Raw genomic sequence first — 17,325 nt, 5'->3', positions numbered from 1 at the left:
ATTTGCGCGGCATGGCAGAATGTATGGAAGCAACTCATCAGACGTTGGACGAGCTGGGCTGGCGCGCCTTTTTCAGCGCGCAAGTGCCAGAGGCTGACGACAACGGCGGCAAGCCATATCGCGTGATGGCAGTGCATCGCGGTAAGATCGCGGTGGCAGGCGAGGGCGGGGTGCTCGATATCCAGCCCGGCTTTGGCGATGGCCTGGCGGCGGAGGATCATCCCACCGTTGGCGATTGGGTACTGATCGATCCTGCCACGCTCCAGATCACGCAGATCCTTCAGCGCGCCAGCCTGTTCAAGCGGCGTGCGCCCGGTGGTGACCAGAAAACGCAACTGATCGCGGCCAATGTCGATACGCTCTTCATCGTCGCCTCCTGCAATCAGGATTTCAGCATCCCCCGGCTCGAACGCTATCTGATCCTGGCGCGCGAGGTGGGCGTGCATCCCGTGATCGTCCTGACCAAGACCGATCTGACCGACACGCCAGAGGTTTTCGCGGCGGCGGCGCGTGACTTGCAGCCGGGATTGCAGGTGGAAACCATCAATGGCAAGGATCCCACCAGTGCTGCGCGGCTGTCAGACTGGTGTGGCAAGGGGCAAACCGTCGCGCTGGTCGGATCGTCGGGCGTTGGCAAGTCCACGCTGGTCAACACCCTGCGCGGATCGAATAGCATCGCGACGCAGGATATCCGCAAGGCTGACGGCACGGGGCGTCACACCACGACGGTGCGGGAGATGCATCGGTTGCATCAGGGCGGCTGGTTGCTCGACACGCCGGGGATGCGCGAGTTGCAACTGACCGACGTGGCGTCAGGCCTTGCCGTTGTGTTTGCCGACATAGTCGAGGCAACGGAGCAGTGTCACTTTTCCGACTGCGCCCATAAAGGTGAACCGGGGTGCGCGGTTCAGGCGGCGATAAACGATGGACGGCTGACACCCGCCCGTCTGGATCGCTGGCGCGCACTGGTGGCGGAAGAAACCTATAACAGCGCCAGCCCCGCCGAACGCCGCGCATTGGATCGTATCGCAGCGGCGGCGGCCGCCAAGCGAAAATGAGATGCGATCCGCTGCATTGAGCGGCATAATGTCCGTCGCTATTGATGATAATGACTTGCAATATGCAGTAACGGCGATATGGGATTGGCGATGTTCCATTGAGGTCTTGCCATGTCTCCCCGATCACGCCGCTGGATACGCATAGCGCTCGCCGGACCGGGGGCGGTGATCGTGGCGCTGGTCATGATGGCGGGCATGGCGCTGTGGCTGCCGGGCGGGGCGGCAGGGATCGATAATCTTGTACTCCCGCTGATATTGGTGCCGCTGATCTGGGCCGGGCTGTTCTTCCACGCCTGTCTTGACCGGCGGCTCGGTCGGGTCGCGATCATCGCAGGTGGGCTGTTAGCGATCCATGGCGGGCTGATCGCGCAGAAATTTGGCGCAACACAACCCGCCGCGACGGAGAGCCATCGATGATCCACCTGCCCAAGGATGAAACCAAGGCGATGGTCGCGGTGCATGGCTGGTCGGGCATCTTGCTCGGCCTGCTGCTTTATGCGGTGGTGCTGACCGGCACGGCGGCAGTGTTTGCCGAAGAGATCGGCACTTGGTCGGCGGGCCATATCACGTCGCAATCGGCGTTCGAGCGGCCGATGGCCGACACGATGCGCGCGCTGGGCGACCGTACGCCCAAGCAATATCATGAAGCCGTCGATCTGTTTGAGGTCGGCGATCATGATCTGGGCGCTTTCTTTCACCGGCATGAGATGGACAAGGGCGAACTGATCAGCCGGGGCATCTTCTATGTCGTCGGCAAGGATGGCCGTGTCACCCACAGCCAGCAGGGGACGGACGAGGATGTGTACGGCCCGCGCAACGACAATGCGTTGAGCAGCTTTCTGGTCGATACCCATGTCCGGCTCCATGTCCCCAATCCCTGGGGGTTGTTGCTGACCGGGATCGTCGGCCTGTCGATGCTGGTCGCGGCGGTATCCGGCCTGCTGATCCATCGTCATCTGTTCAAGGACATCTTCACGCTGCGGCGCAAGGCGAACCCGGTGCTGGTCAATCGCGACCGGCACAGCGTTGCCGGGACGTGGAGCCTGCCCTTCGCCTTCATCCTGGCCTTTACTGGCAGCTTCTTTTCCTTTTTCGGCACGATCGGCGTGCCGATCGTCGCGATGGCCGCCTTTGGCGGGGATGTCGTCGCGCTGACCGAGGCTGTCTATGGCACCCCCGGCAAGCCCGATCCACGCCCCGCCGCGATCGGCAATTTCGACCACATCACCAGCGATGCGATCGCGCGGGCCGGGGCGATCCCCACCTTTATCGCGGTCGAGAATTTCGGTCGCGCCGATGCCAAGGTGACGACCTATCACCCGCCCAAAAGCGGCGGCCTTGCCCCCATTTCCCTGCTCTATGATGGCGCGACCGCGCGCTTCAATCAGGTCAAGCCACTGATCGGTCCCGCGCCGTCTGCCGGGGGCACGCTGGCCGCGATCATGTCGCCGCTCCACTTCGGCAATTTCGCCGGGATGCTGTCGAAGGCGATCTGGTTCGGCCTGGGTTTTGCCATGTGCTATGTCACCTATACCGGCATCCGCCTCTGGCTGGTGCGGCGGGAGGAGGGCGCGCGGTCGCTCGGCTGGCTTGATCGGTCGCTGGTCATCGTCGGTTTGGGCCTGCCCGTTGCGCTGCTGGCTTCGACCGCTGCTTTCCTTGTCGCCATGCCGCTGGGCAGCGCGACCTACTGGACGCCCGCCAGTTTCCTGATCGCGTCCGCCGTCATCATCCTGGCCGGGTTTCTGTGGCCGACCAGCACCGCCTTCGCGCGTGTGCTGCAAGGGGCGATGGCGGCCATCATGCTGGTCCTGCTGCCGCTGCGCCTGCTGACCGGTGGCCCCGGCTGGGAGAGCGCGATGGCGGCGGGGCAGCCGGTCATCGTGGCGCTGGATATGGCTTTCCTGCTGACCGGCGGCTGGTTGCTATGGTCGGTTCTTCGGACCAGCCAGAGCCGCCAGGGCGCTGGCCATCGCGTCTTGCAGGCTGCGGAATGATGGCCATGCTGCTCGCCTCGATCGCCTTTTCGGCCGCGCTGCTGGCGCTCCTGTGCCTGGGCGATCCCAAGCGGCGGCGGAGTATCAAATTGCCCGGCGGGGTGCAGGGGACGACCGCGCGCCGACTGCTCACGGCCGCCAGCCTGTTGCCAGGGGCTGTTTTTGTCCTGATGGGCGATGCTGCGGCGTTTCTGCTGTGGCTCGGCGGCTATGCTGTGGTCGGCTGGCTCGTCACCCTCGCCTTTTCGGCATGGACGAAACGCATTGAGGCTAGCCGCCAATAAGGCGTGCCTATTGCGCGATGATCCTGACTGCGAAGGCTGCCGCCGCCGCCCGTGTCTCCACGCCCAGTTTCTCGAAAATCTGCTCCAGATGCTTGTTCACCGTGCGCGGGCTGATCACCAATATCTCGCTGATGACGCGGTTGGGTTTGCCATAGCTGATCCATAGCAGCACTTCGGCTTCGCGCTGGGTCAGGGCGAAATGGCTTTGCAGCCGGGCAATGTCGGCCTGAGGGTCCAGATGATTGAGGCGGATGAGGGTTTCGCCTGCACGGGGGCGACCGACGATGATCAGTTCCACCGTGTCGCCGCCGGGGCTGTCGGTCTTGACCGTGGTGCCTGCGGGCAGATCGTCGGGCAGCAGGCGGGCTACTGGCGTCCGCAGCATCGCGGGCAGTGCAACGTCAGTTCGCGACCAGCCGGGTTCGAGCGATTCCATGAGTTTGTCCGCGCCGGGCGTGCGCCATGACAGCGCGCCGTCGCTGCCGACCGCGATGAGGTTGCGGCCGGTCGCGTCGAGCGCATAATGGCCGCCCTGCGTCTGGCGCGCATTGGCCATATGGACGCGGACGCGGGCGAGCAGTTCCTCCACGACGATCGGCTTGCGCACATAATCGACGCCGCCCGCTTCCAGCGCATGGACGACATGCTCGCTTTCGGTGAGGCCGGTCATGAAGATGATCGGCACCGGCGCGCCGCGCGGCATCTGCTTGATCGCACGGGTGGTTTCAAAGCCGTCGAGACCCGGCATCACCGCGTCCATCAGGATCAGGTCGGGCGTTACATGGGCCAGCAGTTCGAGCGCCGCTTCGCCGCTGGTGGCGATGAGGACGGAGATGTTCGCGGCCTCCAGCGTGTCGGTCAGGAAACGGAGCGATTCGGGCGTATCGTCGACGACGAGGACGGTGTCGGCATGGGGAGTGGTCATTTGACGGCCCTTATGATTTTTATCAGCCCCTTAAGGTCGAAACGGTCGAGATGGGCGAGCATTAGCGCGACGAGCGGCTGAGCCTCCGGCACGGCTGCTTCGAGCGCGCGGATGCTCGATTCGATGCCGCGCACATGGCCGATGATCGCCTTTTGCTCGATATCGGCCAGGATGGGCAGCGCGTCCTCTGGCAGGACAGGCAGGTCAAACTCGTCGGGCGCTGGCGCAGGCGGCAGCGGGGCGTCGCCGGTCCAGCGGATATGGAGCTGATCGGCGATCGCATCCAGCAGAGCGTCGAGATCGACCGGTTTCATCAGGAACATGTCATGCGCCGCCTGCCCGTCGCCGCCGCGATGATATTCATGGGCATTGGCCGACACCATGATGATCCGCACAGCGCCGCCCAGTGCAGCCCGTAAAGCCCGACTGATGTCCCAGCCGGATTCGCCGGGCATGGAAATGTCGAGCAGGATGATGTCGGGCGCGTCGCGGGCCGCGATCTCCAACCCCGCGCGGCCGCTCAGTGCCTCCAGGACGGTGAAATCGAGCGGTTCGAGCAGCCCGCGCAGCACTGCGACCTGCGCAGGATCATCGTCGATCAGTAGCACTTTGCGCCGGTCGCCGACATAGCCGGAAATCCGGTCCACCGGCGGCGCATCCTCCACCGGATTGGCGACATGGCCCAACATCAGGCGGACGGTGAATTGCGTGCCTCTTCCGCTCTCGCTGACGACCGATAGATCGCCGCCCAATATCTGGACAAGCGCCTGGGTGATCGACAGGCCAAGGCCGATCCCCTTCTGCCGTTGCGCATCCGGGTTGCTGCCACGATCGAACGGGTCGAATACGCGCTTCAAATCATCGGGCGCGATGCCGATGCCGGTGTCGATAATGTCGAATGTCGCCATCTGGCTGCGATAGGTAAGGCGGAAAGTGACCGCGCCGGATCGGGTGAACTTGATCGCGTTGGACAGCAGGTTGATCAGGATCTGGCGCAGGCGTTTCTGGTCGGTGCGGACGAAATCGGGCAGCTGGTCTGGGCGCTCGAACAGGAAGTCGATGCCCTTGGACTGCGCCTGCGGGCGGAACATGTTGGCGATCTGGTCGACGAAGGGGGCCAGGCGCACGGTTTCGCTGCTGATGCGCAGCACACCGCTTTCGACCTGCGAAATGTCCAGCAACCCTTCGACCAGATTGGTGAGATGCTCGGCGCTGCGACGGATGATTTTGGCGGCTTCGACCGGGGCGATGTCATGGCCGCGCTCCATCAGTTGCGCGTAGCCGTAGATGGAGTTGAGCGGCGACCGGATCTCATGACTGACGCTGACGAGATAGCGGCTCTTGGCGGCATTGGCGGATTCCGCCGCCTCCTTGGCCTTTTGCAACTGCGCGCCGGTCACGTCATGAGCGATGACCTCTTCCATCAGCTTTTGCACATGATGCTCGCTTTCCTGCATCGCGGATCGGCGGCTTTGATGGGCCAGCACGATCATCCAGGCGATGACTCCACCGAACAACGAAAAGAGCAGGAAGAGACCCAGCATCAGGCCGGACATCTCCACAGCGATGTCTGGCATCCAGCGACCGATCTGCCAGTTGATGCCGCCCAGCAAGGCCGCGTTGGCGATGGTGATGGCCGCCATGACGGCGAAGAAATGGCCCACGGGCGTGTGGACATAACGCGCTATGCGTTGTGGCAGCAGATGTTCAAGCCAGCGCGCGGCCTGCTGCGTGGCGCGGCTGTCGGTCTTGCAACGGTCGTGACAACGGGCCTCCAAAGTGCAGCAGAGCGAACAGATCGGGGCGGCATACATGGGGCAATGCGCCATATCGACCGGCTGGAAGCTGTTTTCGCAGATGATGCAACTCTTGGCGTCGTCCCCTTCCGTCGCCTCGGCGCGGCGGGCGATATAATAGCGGCCATGGGTGACGAGCGCGATCAGTGGTGCCGCAATGAAGGCGACCACCATGCCGATGACGGGCGCGAAGGCCTGCGCCACATCGCCTAGCAGGCCCAGATGCGCGCAGCCCGATATCAGGATCGACAAGAGCATCGCGCCGATGCCGACCGGGTTGATATCATAGAGGTGCGCGCGCTTGAATTCGATTCCGGCGGGGGAGAGGCCGAGCGGCTTGGAGATCATGAGGTCGGCTGCGAGCGCTCCGATCCAGCCTGCCGCGGCGGTAGCGTAGAGGATCAATATTGCCTCGATCGCATCGAAAATGCCGACTTCCATCAACAGCAGCGCCAGCAACACGTTGAAGATCAGCCACACGACACGGCCGGGATGGCTGTGGGTCAGACGGGCGAAGAAGTTGGACCAGGCAATCGACCCGGCATAAGCATTGGTAACGTTGATCTTGAGCTGGCAGATGATGACGAACAGCCCGGTGATGACCAGCGACAGCCCGGCATGGCCCGACATGGCGGTAAAGATCGCGTGGAACATGGCCGTCGGGTTCGCGGCGTCACTCGCCAAAGCCGCGCCGCCGATCAGATAATGGGCGAGCCAGGAGCCGAGCAGCAGCTTCATGCCGCCGATCAGCGTCCAGCCCGGCCCCCCCGCCAGCATCGCCGCCCACCATTTGCCTTTGCCGATCTTTTTGGCGCTGGGGAGGAAGCGCAGATAATCCGCCTGCTCGCCGATCTGGGGGAGGAGCGAGAGCAGGGTGGAGAGCGCGAAGCCGAAATAGAGCAGGCTGACGCTGCCATCTTTCGCGCCCAACTGCCCGGTGAAGCGCGACCATTCCGCCAACGCCGTCGGGCCGGACCAGAGGATATAGGCGATGGGCGCAATTTGCAGCGCGATCCAGATGCCTTGCGTCGCATTCTGGAAGCGGGTGATGGCGCTCATGCCGTAAAGGGCAATCGGGATGACGACCAGCGCGCTCACCAGATAGGCGACGCTCATCGCCATGCCGGTCATGGCGGTCAGCGCCACCGCCATGATCGTCGCTTCGACCGAAAAGAGCAGGAAGGTGAAGCTGGCGTAGATCAATGAGGTGAGGGTGGAGCCGAGATAGCCGAACCCCGCGCCGCGCGTCAGCAGGTCTATGTCCAGCCCATGCTTTGCAGCATGATAGGCAATCGGCAGTCCGATGACGAACATGAGCGCGACGGCAGCAGCGATGGCGGCGACGCTGTTGACGAAACCATAGGTGAGCGTAATCGACGCGCCGATCGCTTCGCAGGCGAGGAAGGCGGTCGCGCCGATCGCGGTGTTGGCGACCTGTCCCGCCGACCAGCGTCGGGCGCTGTCAGCGGTGTAGCGCAGGGCATAATCCTCCAATGTCTGGCTGGCGACCCACTTATTATAGAGCCGCTTTTCGCGCAGGACATAGGCGGCGCGGTCCATCAGATCGCGGCAGGGAAGGGGCGCAGGCCGCCGGTCGCAACGATGAAGTCGATGACCGCTTGCAGCCCGATATTGTCCTTGAGGTTCGTGAACAGGAAGGGGCGATCGCCACGCATCTTCTTCGCGTCACGGTCCATCACGCCCAGATCCGCGCCGACCAGCGGGGCAAGATCGATCTTGTTGATCAGCAGCAGGTCAGACCGGGTAATGCCGGGGCCGCCCTTGCGCGGGATCTTGTCGCCCGCCGACACGTCGATGACATAGATGGTGATGTCGGCGAGTTCGGGGCTGAAGGTCGCAGCCAGATTGTCGCCGCCGCTTTCGATGAAGATGAGTTCGAGGCCGGGGAATTTGCGGTGCATCGTATCGACGGCGGCCAGGTTGATGCTGGCATCCTCGCGGATGGCGGTGTGCGGGCAGCCGCCGGTTTCCACGCCCATGATCCGCTCAGGCACCAGTGCGCCGGAGCGGGTGAGAAATTCGGCGTCCTCACGCGTGTAAATGTCGTTGGTAATGGCCGCGATATTATAATGGTCGCGCATCGCCTTGCACAGCCGGTCGGTCAGCGCGGTCTTGCCGGAACCGACCGGGCCGCCAATGCCGACGCGCAGGGGACCGTTATGACCAGAAGAAACCGGATTCATGATCGGAACAACCTTGTATAGAGTGTTTCGTGGGAAAGGCTGGCAAGTTCGAGTTCGGGTGCGGCGGTGCCGAGATCGTCGAGCGAAGTATGGAGTGCCTTCTCTGCAATGGCGGGAATGGCATGGGATAGCGCGGCGAGCGCCAACTGGCCATCGGTCTGGCCCAATGGCACGAGCCGCACGCCCGCCGAGACGAGATTGGCGGCGGTCGCGTGCAGCCAGCCGTGCAGCGCGGGTTCCAGCGGGATGTCGTGGACGGCGCAGGCCAGCGCCATGACGGTGGCATGGGCGATGGGGTGGTCACCGTTTCGCGCCGCAAACGCATCCAGCGCAGGGTGGGGCCACGCCTTGCGCGTGACCGACAGGAAGGAGCCACCCTGCTGGCGACTTTCGAGCGCTGTTTCGCTGCTGCCGCGAAAGGCGGCGGCGAGTTCTGAAAGGGCGTCGAACATTGACTCATCATGCGCAGCGCGATGGGCGTGAACGAATAACACGGCATCGATCCAGCCGCCGCCCCGCGCGAGCACCGCCTCGATATAGGCGGTGACATGGCCAGCGGTGGTGATGCGTCCATCCTCGACCGCGGTTTCCAGGCCATGGCTGTAGGTGAAGCTGCCCACCGGATAGGAGGGCGAGGTCCAGGCCAGCAGGCGGTGCAGCGCGGCGTCAGCCAGCATGGTCGTGATGGTGATCATGGGAATGATCATGATCATGCCCATGATGATGATGCCCGCCGCCGGAATAGGCGCCGCCTTCGGGGGTGAAGGGGGCGTGGATTTTCGTGACGGTCGCGCCCAGCCCTTCCAACATGGCGTTGATGACATGATCGTCGCGCAGGCGGATCGCGTGGGGGTGCAGTTCGGCGGGCAGATGCCGGTTGCCGATATGCCAGGCGAGGCGGATCATCGCGGAAGGATCGGCAGCGGTGACCTCGACCAGTGCTTCGGGCGCAGCGAGGATTTCGACCAGCCGCCCGTCGGACAGTTGCACCGCATCGCCATGGTGCAACACTGTAGCGCGGGCCAGGTCGAGCAGGAACAGCGTGCCATGGTCGGCAGTATAGACCCAGCGGCGGCGGTGGCGCGCGTCATGATCCAGCATGATATGATCGGCGGCGGGGCCGGACCAGTGGCCGTGGGGGATGACGGTGTGGGCGGTCAGCATGGGGATGCTCCGATATGAAGAATAACGTGCTCCCGCGCAGGCGGGAGCCCAGTCGAGACGGCTGAACTGGGCTCCCGCCTGCGCGGGAGCACGTTACGGGATCGGGTGCGTATCGCCCCCATCAAAACAGGAAATATCTCTGCGCGAACGGCAGCACGCTCGCCGGTTCGCATGTCAGTAACTCGCCATCCGCTCGCACCTCATAAGTTTCGGGATCGACCTCGATATGCGGCATTGCATCGTTCAATAGCATCGACGCCTTGCCAATCCCGCCGCGCGTGTTGCGCACCGCCTCCAGCGGACGCGCCAGTTGCAACCGTTCGCCAATCCCGTCCGCCATCCCCGCCGCCGACACGAAATGCACCGCCGACAGTGCGCCCGACCGACCCAGGGCGCCGAACATCGGGCGGTAATGGACCGGCTGGGGCGTCGGGATGCTGGCATTGGGATCGCCCATCGGTGCGGTCGCGATGCTGCCACCCTTGATCACCAGATCTGGCTTTACCGCGAAAAAGGCAGGGGACCACAGCACCAGATCGGCCAGTTTTCCCACCGCGATCGAGCCGACAATGTGGCTGATGCCATGGGCAATGGCCGGGTTGATCGTATATTTGGCGATATAGCGTTTGGCGCGGAAATTGTCGCTGTCAGCATCGTCCGATCCCAAAGACCCGCGCTGCTGCTTCATCTTGTCGGCGCTCTGCCAGCAGCGGATGATGGTTTCGCCGACCCGCCCCATCGCCTGGCTGTCCGAAGACATCATCGAGAAAGCGCCCAGGTCGTGAAGAATATCCTCCGCTGCGATCGTCTCCTTGCGGATGCGGCTGTCGGCGAAGGCGACATCCTCGGCGATGCGCGGGTCGAGATGGTGGCAGACCATCAGCATGTCGAGATGTTCCTCGATCGTGTTGACGGTATAGGGCCGGGTCGGGTTGGTGGAGGAGGGCAGGACGTTGGGCAGCCCCGCCAGCTTGATGATGTCGGGCGCATGGCCACCACCCGCACCCTCGGTATGGAAGGCGTGGATGGTGCGCCCCTTGAATGCGCCGATCGTGCTTTCGACAAAGCCTGCTTCGTTCAGCGTATCGGTATGGATCGCGACCTGAATGTCATACTCGTCCGCGACCGACAGGCAGCAGTCGATCGCGGCAGGGGTGGTGCCCCAATCCTCATGCAGTTTCAGGCCACACGCCCCCGCACGGATCATTTCGACCAGCGCAGCGGGCTGGCTGGCATTGCCCTTGCCCATCAACCCGAAGTTCATCGGCATGGTTTCGAGCGCCTGGAGCATCCGCCCGATATGCCAGCTGCCCGGCGTGCAGGTCGTCGCCAGTGTGCCATGCGCCGGGCCGGTGCCGCCGCCCAGCATGGTGGTGATCCCGGCGTTGAGCGCCTCCTCCACCTGTTGCGGGCAGATGAAATGGATATGCGCGTCGATGCCACCGGCGGTCAGGATACGCCCTTCGCCAGCGATGATCTCCGTGCCGGGGCCGATGGGGATGGTGACGCCGGGCTGGACGTCCGGGTTGCCCGCCTTGCCAATCGCGGTGATGCGACCGTCGCGGATGGAGACGTCCGCCTTGATTATTCCCCAATGATCGAGGATCAGCGCGTTGGTGATGACTGTGTCGGGCGCGCCGTCCGCGCGGCTCATCTGGCTTTGCCCCATGCCATCGCGGATCACCTTTCCGCCGCCGAACTTCACCTCCTCGCCATAGATGGTCAGGTCGTCCTCGACCCGGATGAGGAGGGAGGAGTCGCCCAGCCGCACCCGGTCGCCCGTTGTCGGGCCGAACATGCTGGCATAGGCGCGGCGAGGGATGGTTACGGGCATTGTTTCAAAACCCCGTTCGGTTCGAGCGTGTCGAGAATTGGCGCGCAGGGTTCTCGACACGCTCGAACCGAACGGAGGTGGGTTGAGCGAGCATCACAACGCCCCCATCACATCGCCGCGAAAGCCAATGACGATCCGATCACCGGCATAAGGGATCAACTGCACGTCCCGGCTCTGCCCCGGCTCGAAGCGGACGGCGGTGCCCGAAGGGATGTCCAGCCGATAGCCGCGCGCTGTGTCGCGATCGAACAGCAAAGCCGGGTTCGTCTCGGCGAAATGATAATGGCTGCCGACCTGGATCGGCCGGTCGCCGCTATTGGCGACGATCAGGCTGATCGGCACCCGCCCTGCGTTCAGGATGATGTCGCCGGGGGCGGGGATGATTTCGCCGGGTATCATGGCCTGACGTTCGACACAGCGTGTTCCCGCCTGCGCGGGAACAGGATCATATTTTTTGCCACCGCCCTCACCGGATCGGCCGATGCACGGTGACGAGCTTCGTCCCGTCCGGGAAGGTCGCCTCCACCTGAATGTCGTGGATCATCTCGGCTATCCCCTCCATCACCTGATCGCGGGTCACGACATGACCGCCGCTGGCCATCAGCGCCGCGACCGACTGGCCATCGCGCGCGCCCTCCACCACATGCTCGGTAATCAGCGCAATCGCTTCGGGATGGTTCAGCTTCACCCCGCGCGCCAGCCGGTTGCGCGCCACCATGGCGGCCATCGCGACCAGCAATTTGTCCTTTTCGCGCGGCGTCAGGTTCATGGGATCAACAGTAGCAGATAGTGGGCATGGAGGGCGACAGTCCGAATATCGCGGCGCGCAACACGCCTGCCGCGCGCATCACATCCTTGCGCAGCGCCTGCGCGTCATTGCGGGTCAGGCGCAGGATTAGCAGCCCGTCAAAGCTGGTCGCGCCGCCGGTCGGTGCCTCGACCAAAGTGCGGGCCAGATCGAGATAATCGGCGGCATCCGGCCCGGCATAGACCAATGTGGCGATCGCGGTCGCATCGCCAAAGGCGAAGGGCGCGCGCCCTTGTGACGCAAAATCGCCCTCGACATGCAGCGCATCCGCCCAGACCAGCCGCCCGCCGCGGCGGATACGCCAGCTGTCATGGATCAGCCCGCTCTGATAGCTTTCCCCCATCGCGCTGCGCCCCAGCACCAGCATTTCCATCGCCAACATGCGCGCGTCGGGGGCCATGTCGGCCTCCAGCTTGCGTCGCATCTTGCTGCGGTCGAACAAGATGGCTTCCTGCGCCAGCCATTCGCAGGTCGCGCCCGCGCCGATGCTGATGCAGGTTTCGATCCGCGTCGGCTCATCCTCGTCCAGCGCGCGATAGAGTTTCTCCGCCGCCTGCGGCACGATCGTCGCGCCCACCCCCGGATCGACGATGATGTCGAGCGCCAGCCTATCCCCCCCGGTCAACCCGCCGCAGGTGGTAACGGTGACGGCCAGCGGAAAATCACCCTCCCGCCCTTGCGGAAACAGTAGTCGGGCCGGCGCGGCCTGCATCATGTCGCGAATACCGCGCGCCCCGAACGCCACCATGGCGCGGCCATCGACGCGCTGGTGCCGTGACTTGGGCGGCACGGTGATGGCGCGTTGCAGGGTCATGGACACCATCTGATCAGGCGCGGCAGGTCACGACATGGGGCATATGACGTATGGAACGAAAGGGCGGCTCTGGCCCGCCATCTACTGCGCCAAGCCTCAGGTTGTCGGACGCCGCCTGCCACCCCGCCCGTAACCCGGATCGACCTTCTCGGTCTTGCCCTCCTTCGCCGCCTTCTCGCCATAGCCCGGCTGGCCATGTTCGGTCGTCAGGTCGGACAGATAGCCCACCTGTTTGATCCCCTTCTTGCGCATCGCCACCCCGGTCAGGCAGGCGTGCATGATGAAATTGGCGTTCAAGGCGCTGCGATAGGTCGGGTCCAGCACGGGGGCGAGTTCGACGATCTCGAAACCCACCAGCTCATTTTCCGCACACAGCCGCCGCACGATCGGGATCGCTTCGCGCATGGTCAGTCCGCCCGGAACCGGCGTGCCGGTGCCGGGGATGAAGGCGGGGTCCAGCACATCGACGTCGAAGGAAATAAAGATTTTCTTGCCGCTTTCCCGCGCTTCCTTCAGCGCCCGCTCCATGGTGGCGGCCCAGCCATTTTTCTCGATCTCCGGCATGGCATGGTAGCGCACGCCATTGTCGCGCATCCATTCAAAGCCTTCCTTTTCCGGCCAGGGTCCGCGCAGCCCGACCTGGATATAGTTTTTGCCCTGGACATGGCCTTCCTTGACCGCGCGATAGACCGGGGCGCCATGGGTGATGAAATGGACCCCGCCCTTGCCCGCGTCATAGTGGGAATCGAAATGGACGACGCCAAAACTGCCCTTGCCATGGACATCGGCCAGCCCCGCCACATCGCTATATTCCAGGCTGTGGTCGCCCCCGACGATGAAGGGCAGCGCGCCGGTGCGGGCAATTTCCGCCACCCGTTCGCGGACATGGGCGACACTACGTTCGGTCGACATATTGTCGATGGCGATGTCGCCATAATCGACGATCTTCAATTCCTTGGACGGATCGACCATGGTGTACATGTCGATTCCGCCCGCGCCATATTGGGTCCGCATCGCAGACGGCCCGCCCTTCGCCCCGCGATAGCCCGAGCCCATATCCAGCGGCGCGCCGACGATCGCCACGTCCACCTTGCCCGCGACAAGATCTTCGGGGAAGATCGCGACCGGCGCTCCTGCAAAGGTAGCAATCCCGCCGCCATAGACGCCGCCACCACCCATGCTATGGGCATAATAGCTCAAGGAAAATGGCCCTGCCTCGCGCTTGGGGTCCAGCCCGTCGGGGCGGCGCAGCTTCCAGCCGTTGAAATCCTCATTGTCGGTGTCAAGCGGGATCGCCGCCATATCCGTCTTGGCGTTGAACTTCGACGCCTCGACCGCCGCCATCATCCCCTCGATATAGGCGTCGATCTCCTGCGGCGTCTTGGTTTGCAGCCGCTCGAACAATTTGTCGTAGGAACCGGCGAACATTTCGGCCGGGTCGGAAATCAGGAAGTCGCGCTTGGCCTTGGACAGCCCCTTGATCTTGGCTTCCAGCGCGGCTGGAATGGCCGGCTTATCCGATTGCGCGATCACTGCCGCCGACGAAATCACCGTCGCAGCCAGTAGGGCGCCCAGTGCCATGCGTTTGAACGTCATACAGTCCTGCCCCCGATTGCTGCGTCGCGCCAAAGGCTAGGGCGTGATTCATGCTCCACCAATGGGGCGATTGACGTAGCTTTGTTCGTTGCGGTTGCTGCCTGAACCGACTGGACAGATGCCTGCCGATCAGCCTCTAATGCGCGCGATACAGTCTAAGGTGGGCGAGATGGCGATCAGTCTGACGGTGAATGGCAAGAAGCGGCAGGTGGAGGGCGATCCAGCCAAGCCGTTGCTATGGGTATTGCGCGAGGATTTCGACCTGGTCGGCACCAAGTTCGGCTGCGGCGCGGGCCTGTGCGGCGCCTGCACCGTCCATGTCGACGGGCAGGCGGTGCGATCCTGCCAGACCCTGCTCGGCGATGTGAAGGGCGCGGCGATCACCACGATCGAGGGCGCGGCGGCCACCGATGTCGGCAAGCGCATTGCTGCCAGCTGGATCGCGCAGGACGTCCCCCAATGCGGCTATTGCCAGGCCGGGCAGATCATGAGCGCCACCGCGCTGCTCAGCCAGACGCCCAAACCGACAGACGAGGATATTGACGCCGCGATGATGGGCAATCTGTGCCGCTGCTCCACCTATGTCCGCATCCGCGCCGCGATCAAGGCAGCCGCCGCATGAGCGCCGCAAACCTCTCGCGCCGGGGCTTCATTACAGCCTCGCTGATCGCTGGCGGCGGTTTGCTGTTCGACCTCGCCGTGCCGATGGCGCTGGCCGCGGACGGCAGCCCGGTCATCCTCAACGCCTTCATCCGCATCCTGCCTGACAATCGCGTCATCATCGGCGCGAAAAATGCAGAGATTGGCCAGGGTGCCAAGACGATGCTGCCGATGCTGATTGCAGAGGAACTGGACGTCGACTGGGCGCAGGTCAGCATCGAACAGACCCATGCCGACGCCAAGATTTTCGGCGGCCAAAGCGCAGGCGGCAGCCGCACGACCCCGCGCGAATGGCTGCCCACGCGGCAGGCAGGCGCAGCGGCGCGGGCGATGCTGGTCGCCGCCGCAGCGGCGCAATGGGGCGTTGCGGCTGGCACGCTCACGACAGCCAGCGGCAAAGTGACCGATCCTAAGACCGGCAAGTCGGTCCCCTATGCCGCGCTGGCGGTCGCGGCGGCGAAACTATCCCCGCCCGATCCGGCCACGCTCACCCTGAAAGACCCGGCCAGCTTCCGCATCATCGGCCAGTCGATCGGCGGGGTCGATACCCCCGCCATCGTCGCGGGCAAGCCGCTGTTCGGCATCGATTTCAAGCTGCCGAACATGCTCTATGCGGTGCTGGAAACCTGCCCGGCCTTTGGCGGCACCTTCAAATCGGCCAATCTGGACGCGGTGCGCGCGCTGCCCGGCATTGCCCATGTGCTGACGATCAAGGGCGATGGCACGCCTGAATCGGGCTTTGACGGGGTCGCGATCCTCGCCAAAAGCTGGTGGACCGCCAATCTGGCGCGCGAAACGCTGAAAGTCGCATGGGATGACAGCGCCGTCACCAACTTTTCGACGCAGGGTTACGCCGCGCAGGCCGCGACCCGCGCGCAGGGCAAGGCAGACGCCGACATTACCCGCACCGGCGATATCGACGCAGCCTTCGCGTCGGCGGGCAAGGTCGTGACCGCCGATTACAGTTACCCCTTCCTCGCCCATGCGACACTGGAGCCGCAAAATTGCACCGCCCTGTTCAAGGATGGTGCCATCGAAATCTGGGCGCCGACCCAGAACCCGGAAAGCGGGCGCGCCCTCGTCGCCAAGGCGCTCAATCTGCCGCCGGAGAAGATCCGCATCAACTTCACCCGCATCGGCGGCGGTTTCGGGCGGCGGCTGATGAACGATTATATGGTGCAGGCCGCGCTTGTTGCCGCGCAAGTGCCGGGTGTGCCGGTCAAACTGCTTTTCACCCGCGCCGACGACATGCGCCGCGATTTTTATCGTCCGGCGGGCTGGCACGGCTTCCGCGCGGCGCTCGACAAAAGCGGCGCGCTGACTGCCTTCCACGATCATTTCATCACCTTCGGCAAGGATGGCAAGCCGGTGCGGTCGGCCGAATTGTCGCCGGGCGAACTGCCCGCAGGCCTTCTGGACAATGTGCTGCTGGAACAAAGCTTCCTGGCGACCAACATGCCCACCGGCTGGCTGCGTGCGCCCGGCTCCAACGCGCTGGCCTTCGTCTATCAGGCGTTTCTGGACGAAGTCGCGGCGGCGGCGGGCAAGGATCTGCCCACGCTCATGCTCGAACTCCTGTCCAAAACTGCGCAGGTCAGCCAGGGTGCCAACCGTCCCCCCTTCGTCACCGCGCGCGCCAAAGGCGTGATCGAAAAGGCGCTGGCCATGGGCGGCTGGGCGAACCGCAAGGCGCTGCCAAAAGGGCAGGGCAAGGGCTTTGCCTTCTATTACAGCCATGCAGGCTATTTCGCCGAGGTACTGGAGGTCGCGGTCGCCGACGGCGTGCCAAAGGTCAAGACGGTCTGGGTCGCGGGCGATGTCGGCAGCCATATCATCAACCCCATCAATGCGCTGCATCAGGTACAGGGATCGGTGATCGAGGGGCTGGGGCAGGCGCTGGCCGGACAGGTCATCACCCAGGTCGCAGGCGCGATCGAGCAAGCCAATTTCGACACCCACCCGCTCCAGCGCATCCCCGACACCCCCACCATCCACGTCGACTTCGTCAAGACCGACTATTCCCCCACCGGCCTGGGCGAACCCGCGCTGCCCCCGGTCATCCCCGCCTTGGTCAACGCCATCCACGCCGCAACGGGCAAACGCATAAGATCGCTGCCGGTCACGACGGAGATGCTCGCGTAGCGCGACATCCTTTGAGCGGGAAGCATGGAAGATAGCGTGGCGT

The 17,325-nt window shown here is 64.1% G+C and carries 16 protein-coding genes; 6 read left to right on the top strand and 10 right to left on the bottom strand.

Annotated features, from left to right (window positions below):
• The first annotated feature begins 23 nt into the window (after positions 1-23).
• From rsgA to D0Z70_RS16900, 4 genes are all read left to right on the top strand, one after another.
• Positions 24-1,058, top strand: a complete 1,035-nt coding sequence (rsgA, locus tag D0Z70_RS16915; RefSeq protein WP_119748498.1) for a ribosome small subunit-dependent GTPase A — start codon at positions 24-26, stop codon at positions 1,056-1,058.
• 111 nt (positions 1,059-1,169) lie between these two features.
• Entirely contained in the window at positions 1,170-1,475 is a 306-nt protein-coding gene (locus tag D0Z70_RS16910) for a hypothetical protein (RefSeq protein WP_119748496.1), read from the top strand.
• Positions 1,472-3,055, top strand: a complete 1,584-nt coding sequence (locus tag D0Z70_RS16905; RefSeq protein ID WP_119748494.1) for a PepSY-associated TM helix domain-containing protein — start codon at positions 1,472-1,474, stop codon at positions 3,053-3,055. Before D0Z70_RS16910 ends, D0Z70_RS16905 begins: the two co-directional genes overlap by 4 nt.
• Positions 3,052-3,339: a hypothetical protein gene (locus D0Z70_RS16900; RefSeq protein WP_119748492.1), complete on the top strand. Its 288-nt coding sequence runs from the start codon at positions 3,052-3,054 to the stop codon at positions 3,337-3,339. The genes D0Z70_RS16905 and D0Z70_RS16900 overlap by 4 nt, the downstream gene beginning before the upstream one ends.
• A gap of 7 nt (positions 3,340-3,346) precedes the next feature.
• On the opposite strand, the gene D0Z70_RS16895 is transcribed toward D0Z70_RS16900, so the two are convergent.
• The 10 genes from D0Z70_RS16895 to D0Z70_RS16850 all read right to left on the bottom strand — a co-directional run bounded on the left by D0Z70_RS16895 (position 3,347) and on the right by D0Z70_RS16850 (position 14,480).
• Positions 3,347-4,264, bottom strand: a complete 918-nt coding sequence (locus D0Z70_RS16895) for a response regulator transcription factor (protein ID WP_119748490.1) — start codon at positions 4,262-4,264, stop codon at positions 3,347-3,349.
• Positions 4,261-7,620 carry a hybrid sensor histidine kinase/response regulator gene (locus tag D0Z70_RS16890; protein WP_119748488.1) on the bottom strand — a complete coding sequence of 1,120 codons (3,360 nt, stop codon included), beginning with the start codon at positions 7,618-7,620 and terminating at the stop codon, positions 4,261-4,263. Before D0Z70_RS16890 ends, D0Z70_RS16895 begins: the two co-directional genes overlap by 4 nt.
• A complete protein-coding gene (gene ureG, locus D0Z70_RS16885) occupies positions 7,620-8,264 on the bottom strand; it encodes an urease accessory protein UreG (RefSeq protein WP_119748485.1) in 645 nt (214 codons plus the stop codon). Before ureG ends, D0Z70_RS16890 begins: the two co-directional genes overlap by 1 nt.
• Positions 8,261-8,971 carry an urease accessory protein UreF gene (locus tag D0Z70_RS16880; RefSeq protein ID WP_239018983.1) on the bottom strand — a complete coding sequence of 237 codons (711 nt, stop codon included), beginning with the start codon at positions 8,969-8,971 and terminating at the stop codon, positions 8,261-8,263. The genes ureG and D0Z70_RS16880 overlap by 4 nt, the downstream gene beginning before the upstream one ends.
• On the bottom strand, positions 8,931-9,428 hold the full coding sequence (gene ureE / locus D0Z70_RS16875; RefSeq protein ID WP_119748483.1) for an urease accessory protein UreE: 498 nt from the start codon (positions 9,426-9,428) through the stop codon (positions 8,931-8,933). Before ureE ends, D0Z70_RS16880 begins: the two co-directional genes overlap by 41 nt.
• A gap of 121 nt (positions 9,429-9,549) precedes the next feature.
• Positions 9,550-11,262 (bottom strand): urease subunit alpha, encoded by a 1,713-nt coding sequence (gene ureC / locus D0Z70_RS16870; protein ID WP_119748481.1) that lies wholly within the window; start codon positions 11,260-11,262, stop codon positions 9,550-9,552.
• 93 nt (positions 11,263-11,355) lie between these two features.
• Entirely contained in the window at positions 11,356-11,661 is a 306-nt protein-coding gene (locus tag D0Z70_RS16865; RefSeq protein ID WP_119748479.1) for an urease subunit beta, read from the bottom strand.
• Between the two features lie 67 nt (positions 11,662-11,728).
• Positions 11,729-12,031: an urease subunit gamma gene (locus tag D0Z70_RS16860; RefSeq protein WP_119748477.1), complete on the bottom strand. Its 303-nt coding sequence runs from the start codon at positions 12,029-12,031 to the stop codon at positions 11,729-11,731.
• Between the two features lie 4 nt (positions 12,032-12,035).
• Entirely contained in the window at positions 12,036-12,884 is an 849-nt protein-coding gene (locus D0Z70_RS16855) for an urease accessory protein UreD (protein WP_239018982.1), read from the bottom strand.
• 96 nt (positions 12,885-12,980) lie between these two features.
• Complete coding sequence (locus D0Z70_RS16850) at positions 12,981-14,480, bottom strand: agmatinase family protein (RefSeq protein WP_119748473.1); 1,500 nt, start codon at positions 14,478-14,480, stop codon at positions 12,981-12,983.
• Positions 14,481-14,649: 169 nt separating this feature from the next.
• Here D0Z70_RS16850 and D0Z70_RS16845 point away from each other — a divergent pair, with 169 nt between their 5' ends.
• Positions 14,650-15,102: a (2Fe-2S)-binding protein gene (locus D0Z70_RS16845; RefSeq protein WP_182914006.1), complete on the top strand. Its 453-nt coding sequence runs from the start codon at positions 14,650-14,652 to the stop codon at positions 15,100-15,102.
• On the top strand, positions 15,099-17,282 hold the full coding sequence (locus D0Z70_RS16840; RefSeq protein WP_119748469.1) for a xanthine dehydrogenase family protein molybdopterin-binding subunit: 2,184 nt from the start codon (positions 15,099-15,101) through the stop codon (positions 17,280-17,282). The genes D0Z70_RS16845 and D0Z70_RS16840 overlap by 4 nt, the downstream gene beginning before the upstream one ends.
• The last annotated feature ends 43 nt before the right edge of the window (positions 17,283-17,325 follow it).

This window comes from Sphingobium terrigena, assembly GCF_003591655.1.
GTDB lineage: Bacteria > Pseudomonadota > Alphaproteobacteria > Sphingomonadales > Sphingomonadaceae > Sphingobium > Sphingobium terrigena.
This window is presented reverse-complemented; position numbering and strand designations above follow the sequence as displayed.

What these genes read in the sequence shown, in the direction of transcription:
- ureG (WP_119748485.1), bottom strand. Translation starts at nt 8,264, where the DNA reads ATGAATCCGGTTTCTTCTGGTCATAACGGTCCCCTGCGCGTCGGCATT.
- D0Z70_RS16900 (WP_119748492.1), top strand. Translation starts at nt 3,052, where the DNA reads ATGATGGCCATGCTGCTCGCCTCGATCGCCTTTTCGGCCGCGCTGCTG.
- ureE (WP_119748483.1), bottom strand. Translation starts at nt 9,428, where the DNA reads ATGCTGACCGCCCACACCGTCATCCCCCACGGCCACTGGTCCGGCCCC.
- D0Z70_RS16850 (WP_119748473.1), bottom strand. Translation starts at nt 14,480, where the DNA reads ATGACGTTCAAACGCATGGCACTGGGCGCCCTACTGGCTGCGACGGTG.
- D0Z70_RS16895 (WP_119748490.1), bottom strand. Translation starts at nt 4,264, where the DNA reads ATGACCACTCCCCATGCCGACACCGTCCTCGTCGTCGACGATACGCCC.
- rsgA (WP_119748498.1), top strand. Translation starts at nt 24, where the DNA reads ATGGAAGCAACTCATCAGACGTTGGACGAGCTGGGCTGGCGCGCCTTT.
- D0Z70_RS16840 (WP_119748469.1), top strand. Translation starts at nt 15,099, where the DNA reads ATGAGCGCCGCAAACCTCTCGCGCCGGGGCTTCATTACAGCCTCGCTG.
- D0Z70_RS16880 (WP_239018983.1), bottom strand. Translation starts at nt 8,971, where the DNA reads ATGATCATTCCCATGATCACCATCACGACCATGCTGGCTGACGCCGCG.
- D0Z70_RS16905 (WP_119748494.1), top strand. Translation starts at nt 1,472, where the DNA reads ATGATCCACCTGCCCAAGGATGAAACCAAGGCGATGGTCGCGGTGCAT.
- D0Z70_RS16890 (WP_119748488.1), bottom strand. Translation starts at nt 7,620, where the DNA reads ATGGACCGCGCCGCCTATGTCCTGCGCGAAAAGCGGCTCTATAATAAG.
- D0Z70_RS16910 (WP_119748496.1), top strand. Translation starts at nt 1,170, where the DNA reads ATGTCTCCCCGATCACGCCGCTGGATACGCATAGCGCTCGCCGGACCG.
- ureC (WP_119748481.1), bottom strand. Translation starts at nt 11,262, where the DNA reads ATGCCCGTAACCATCCCTCGCCGCGCCTATGCCAGCATGTTCGGCCCG.
- D0Z70_RS16865 (WP_119748479.1), bottom strand. Translation starts at nt 11,661, where the DNA reads ATGATACCCGGCGAAATCATCCCCGCCCCCGGCGACATCATCCTGAAC.
- D0Z70_RS16860 (WP_119748477.1), bottom strand. Translation starts at nt 12,031, where the DNA reads ATGAACCTGACGCCGCGCGAAAAGGACAAATTGCTGGTCGCGATGGCC.
- D0Z70_RS16855 (WP_239018982.1), bottom strand. Translation starts at nt 12,884, where the DNA reads ATGACCCTGCAACGCGCCATCACCGTGCCGCCCAAGTCACGGCACCAG.
- D0Z70_RS16845 (WP_182914006.1), top strand. Translation starts at nt 14,650, where the DNA reads ATGGCGATCAGTCTGACGGTGAATGGCAAGAAGCGGCAGGTGGAGGGC.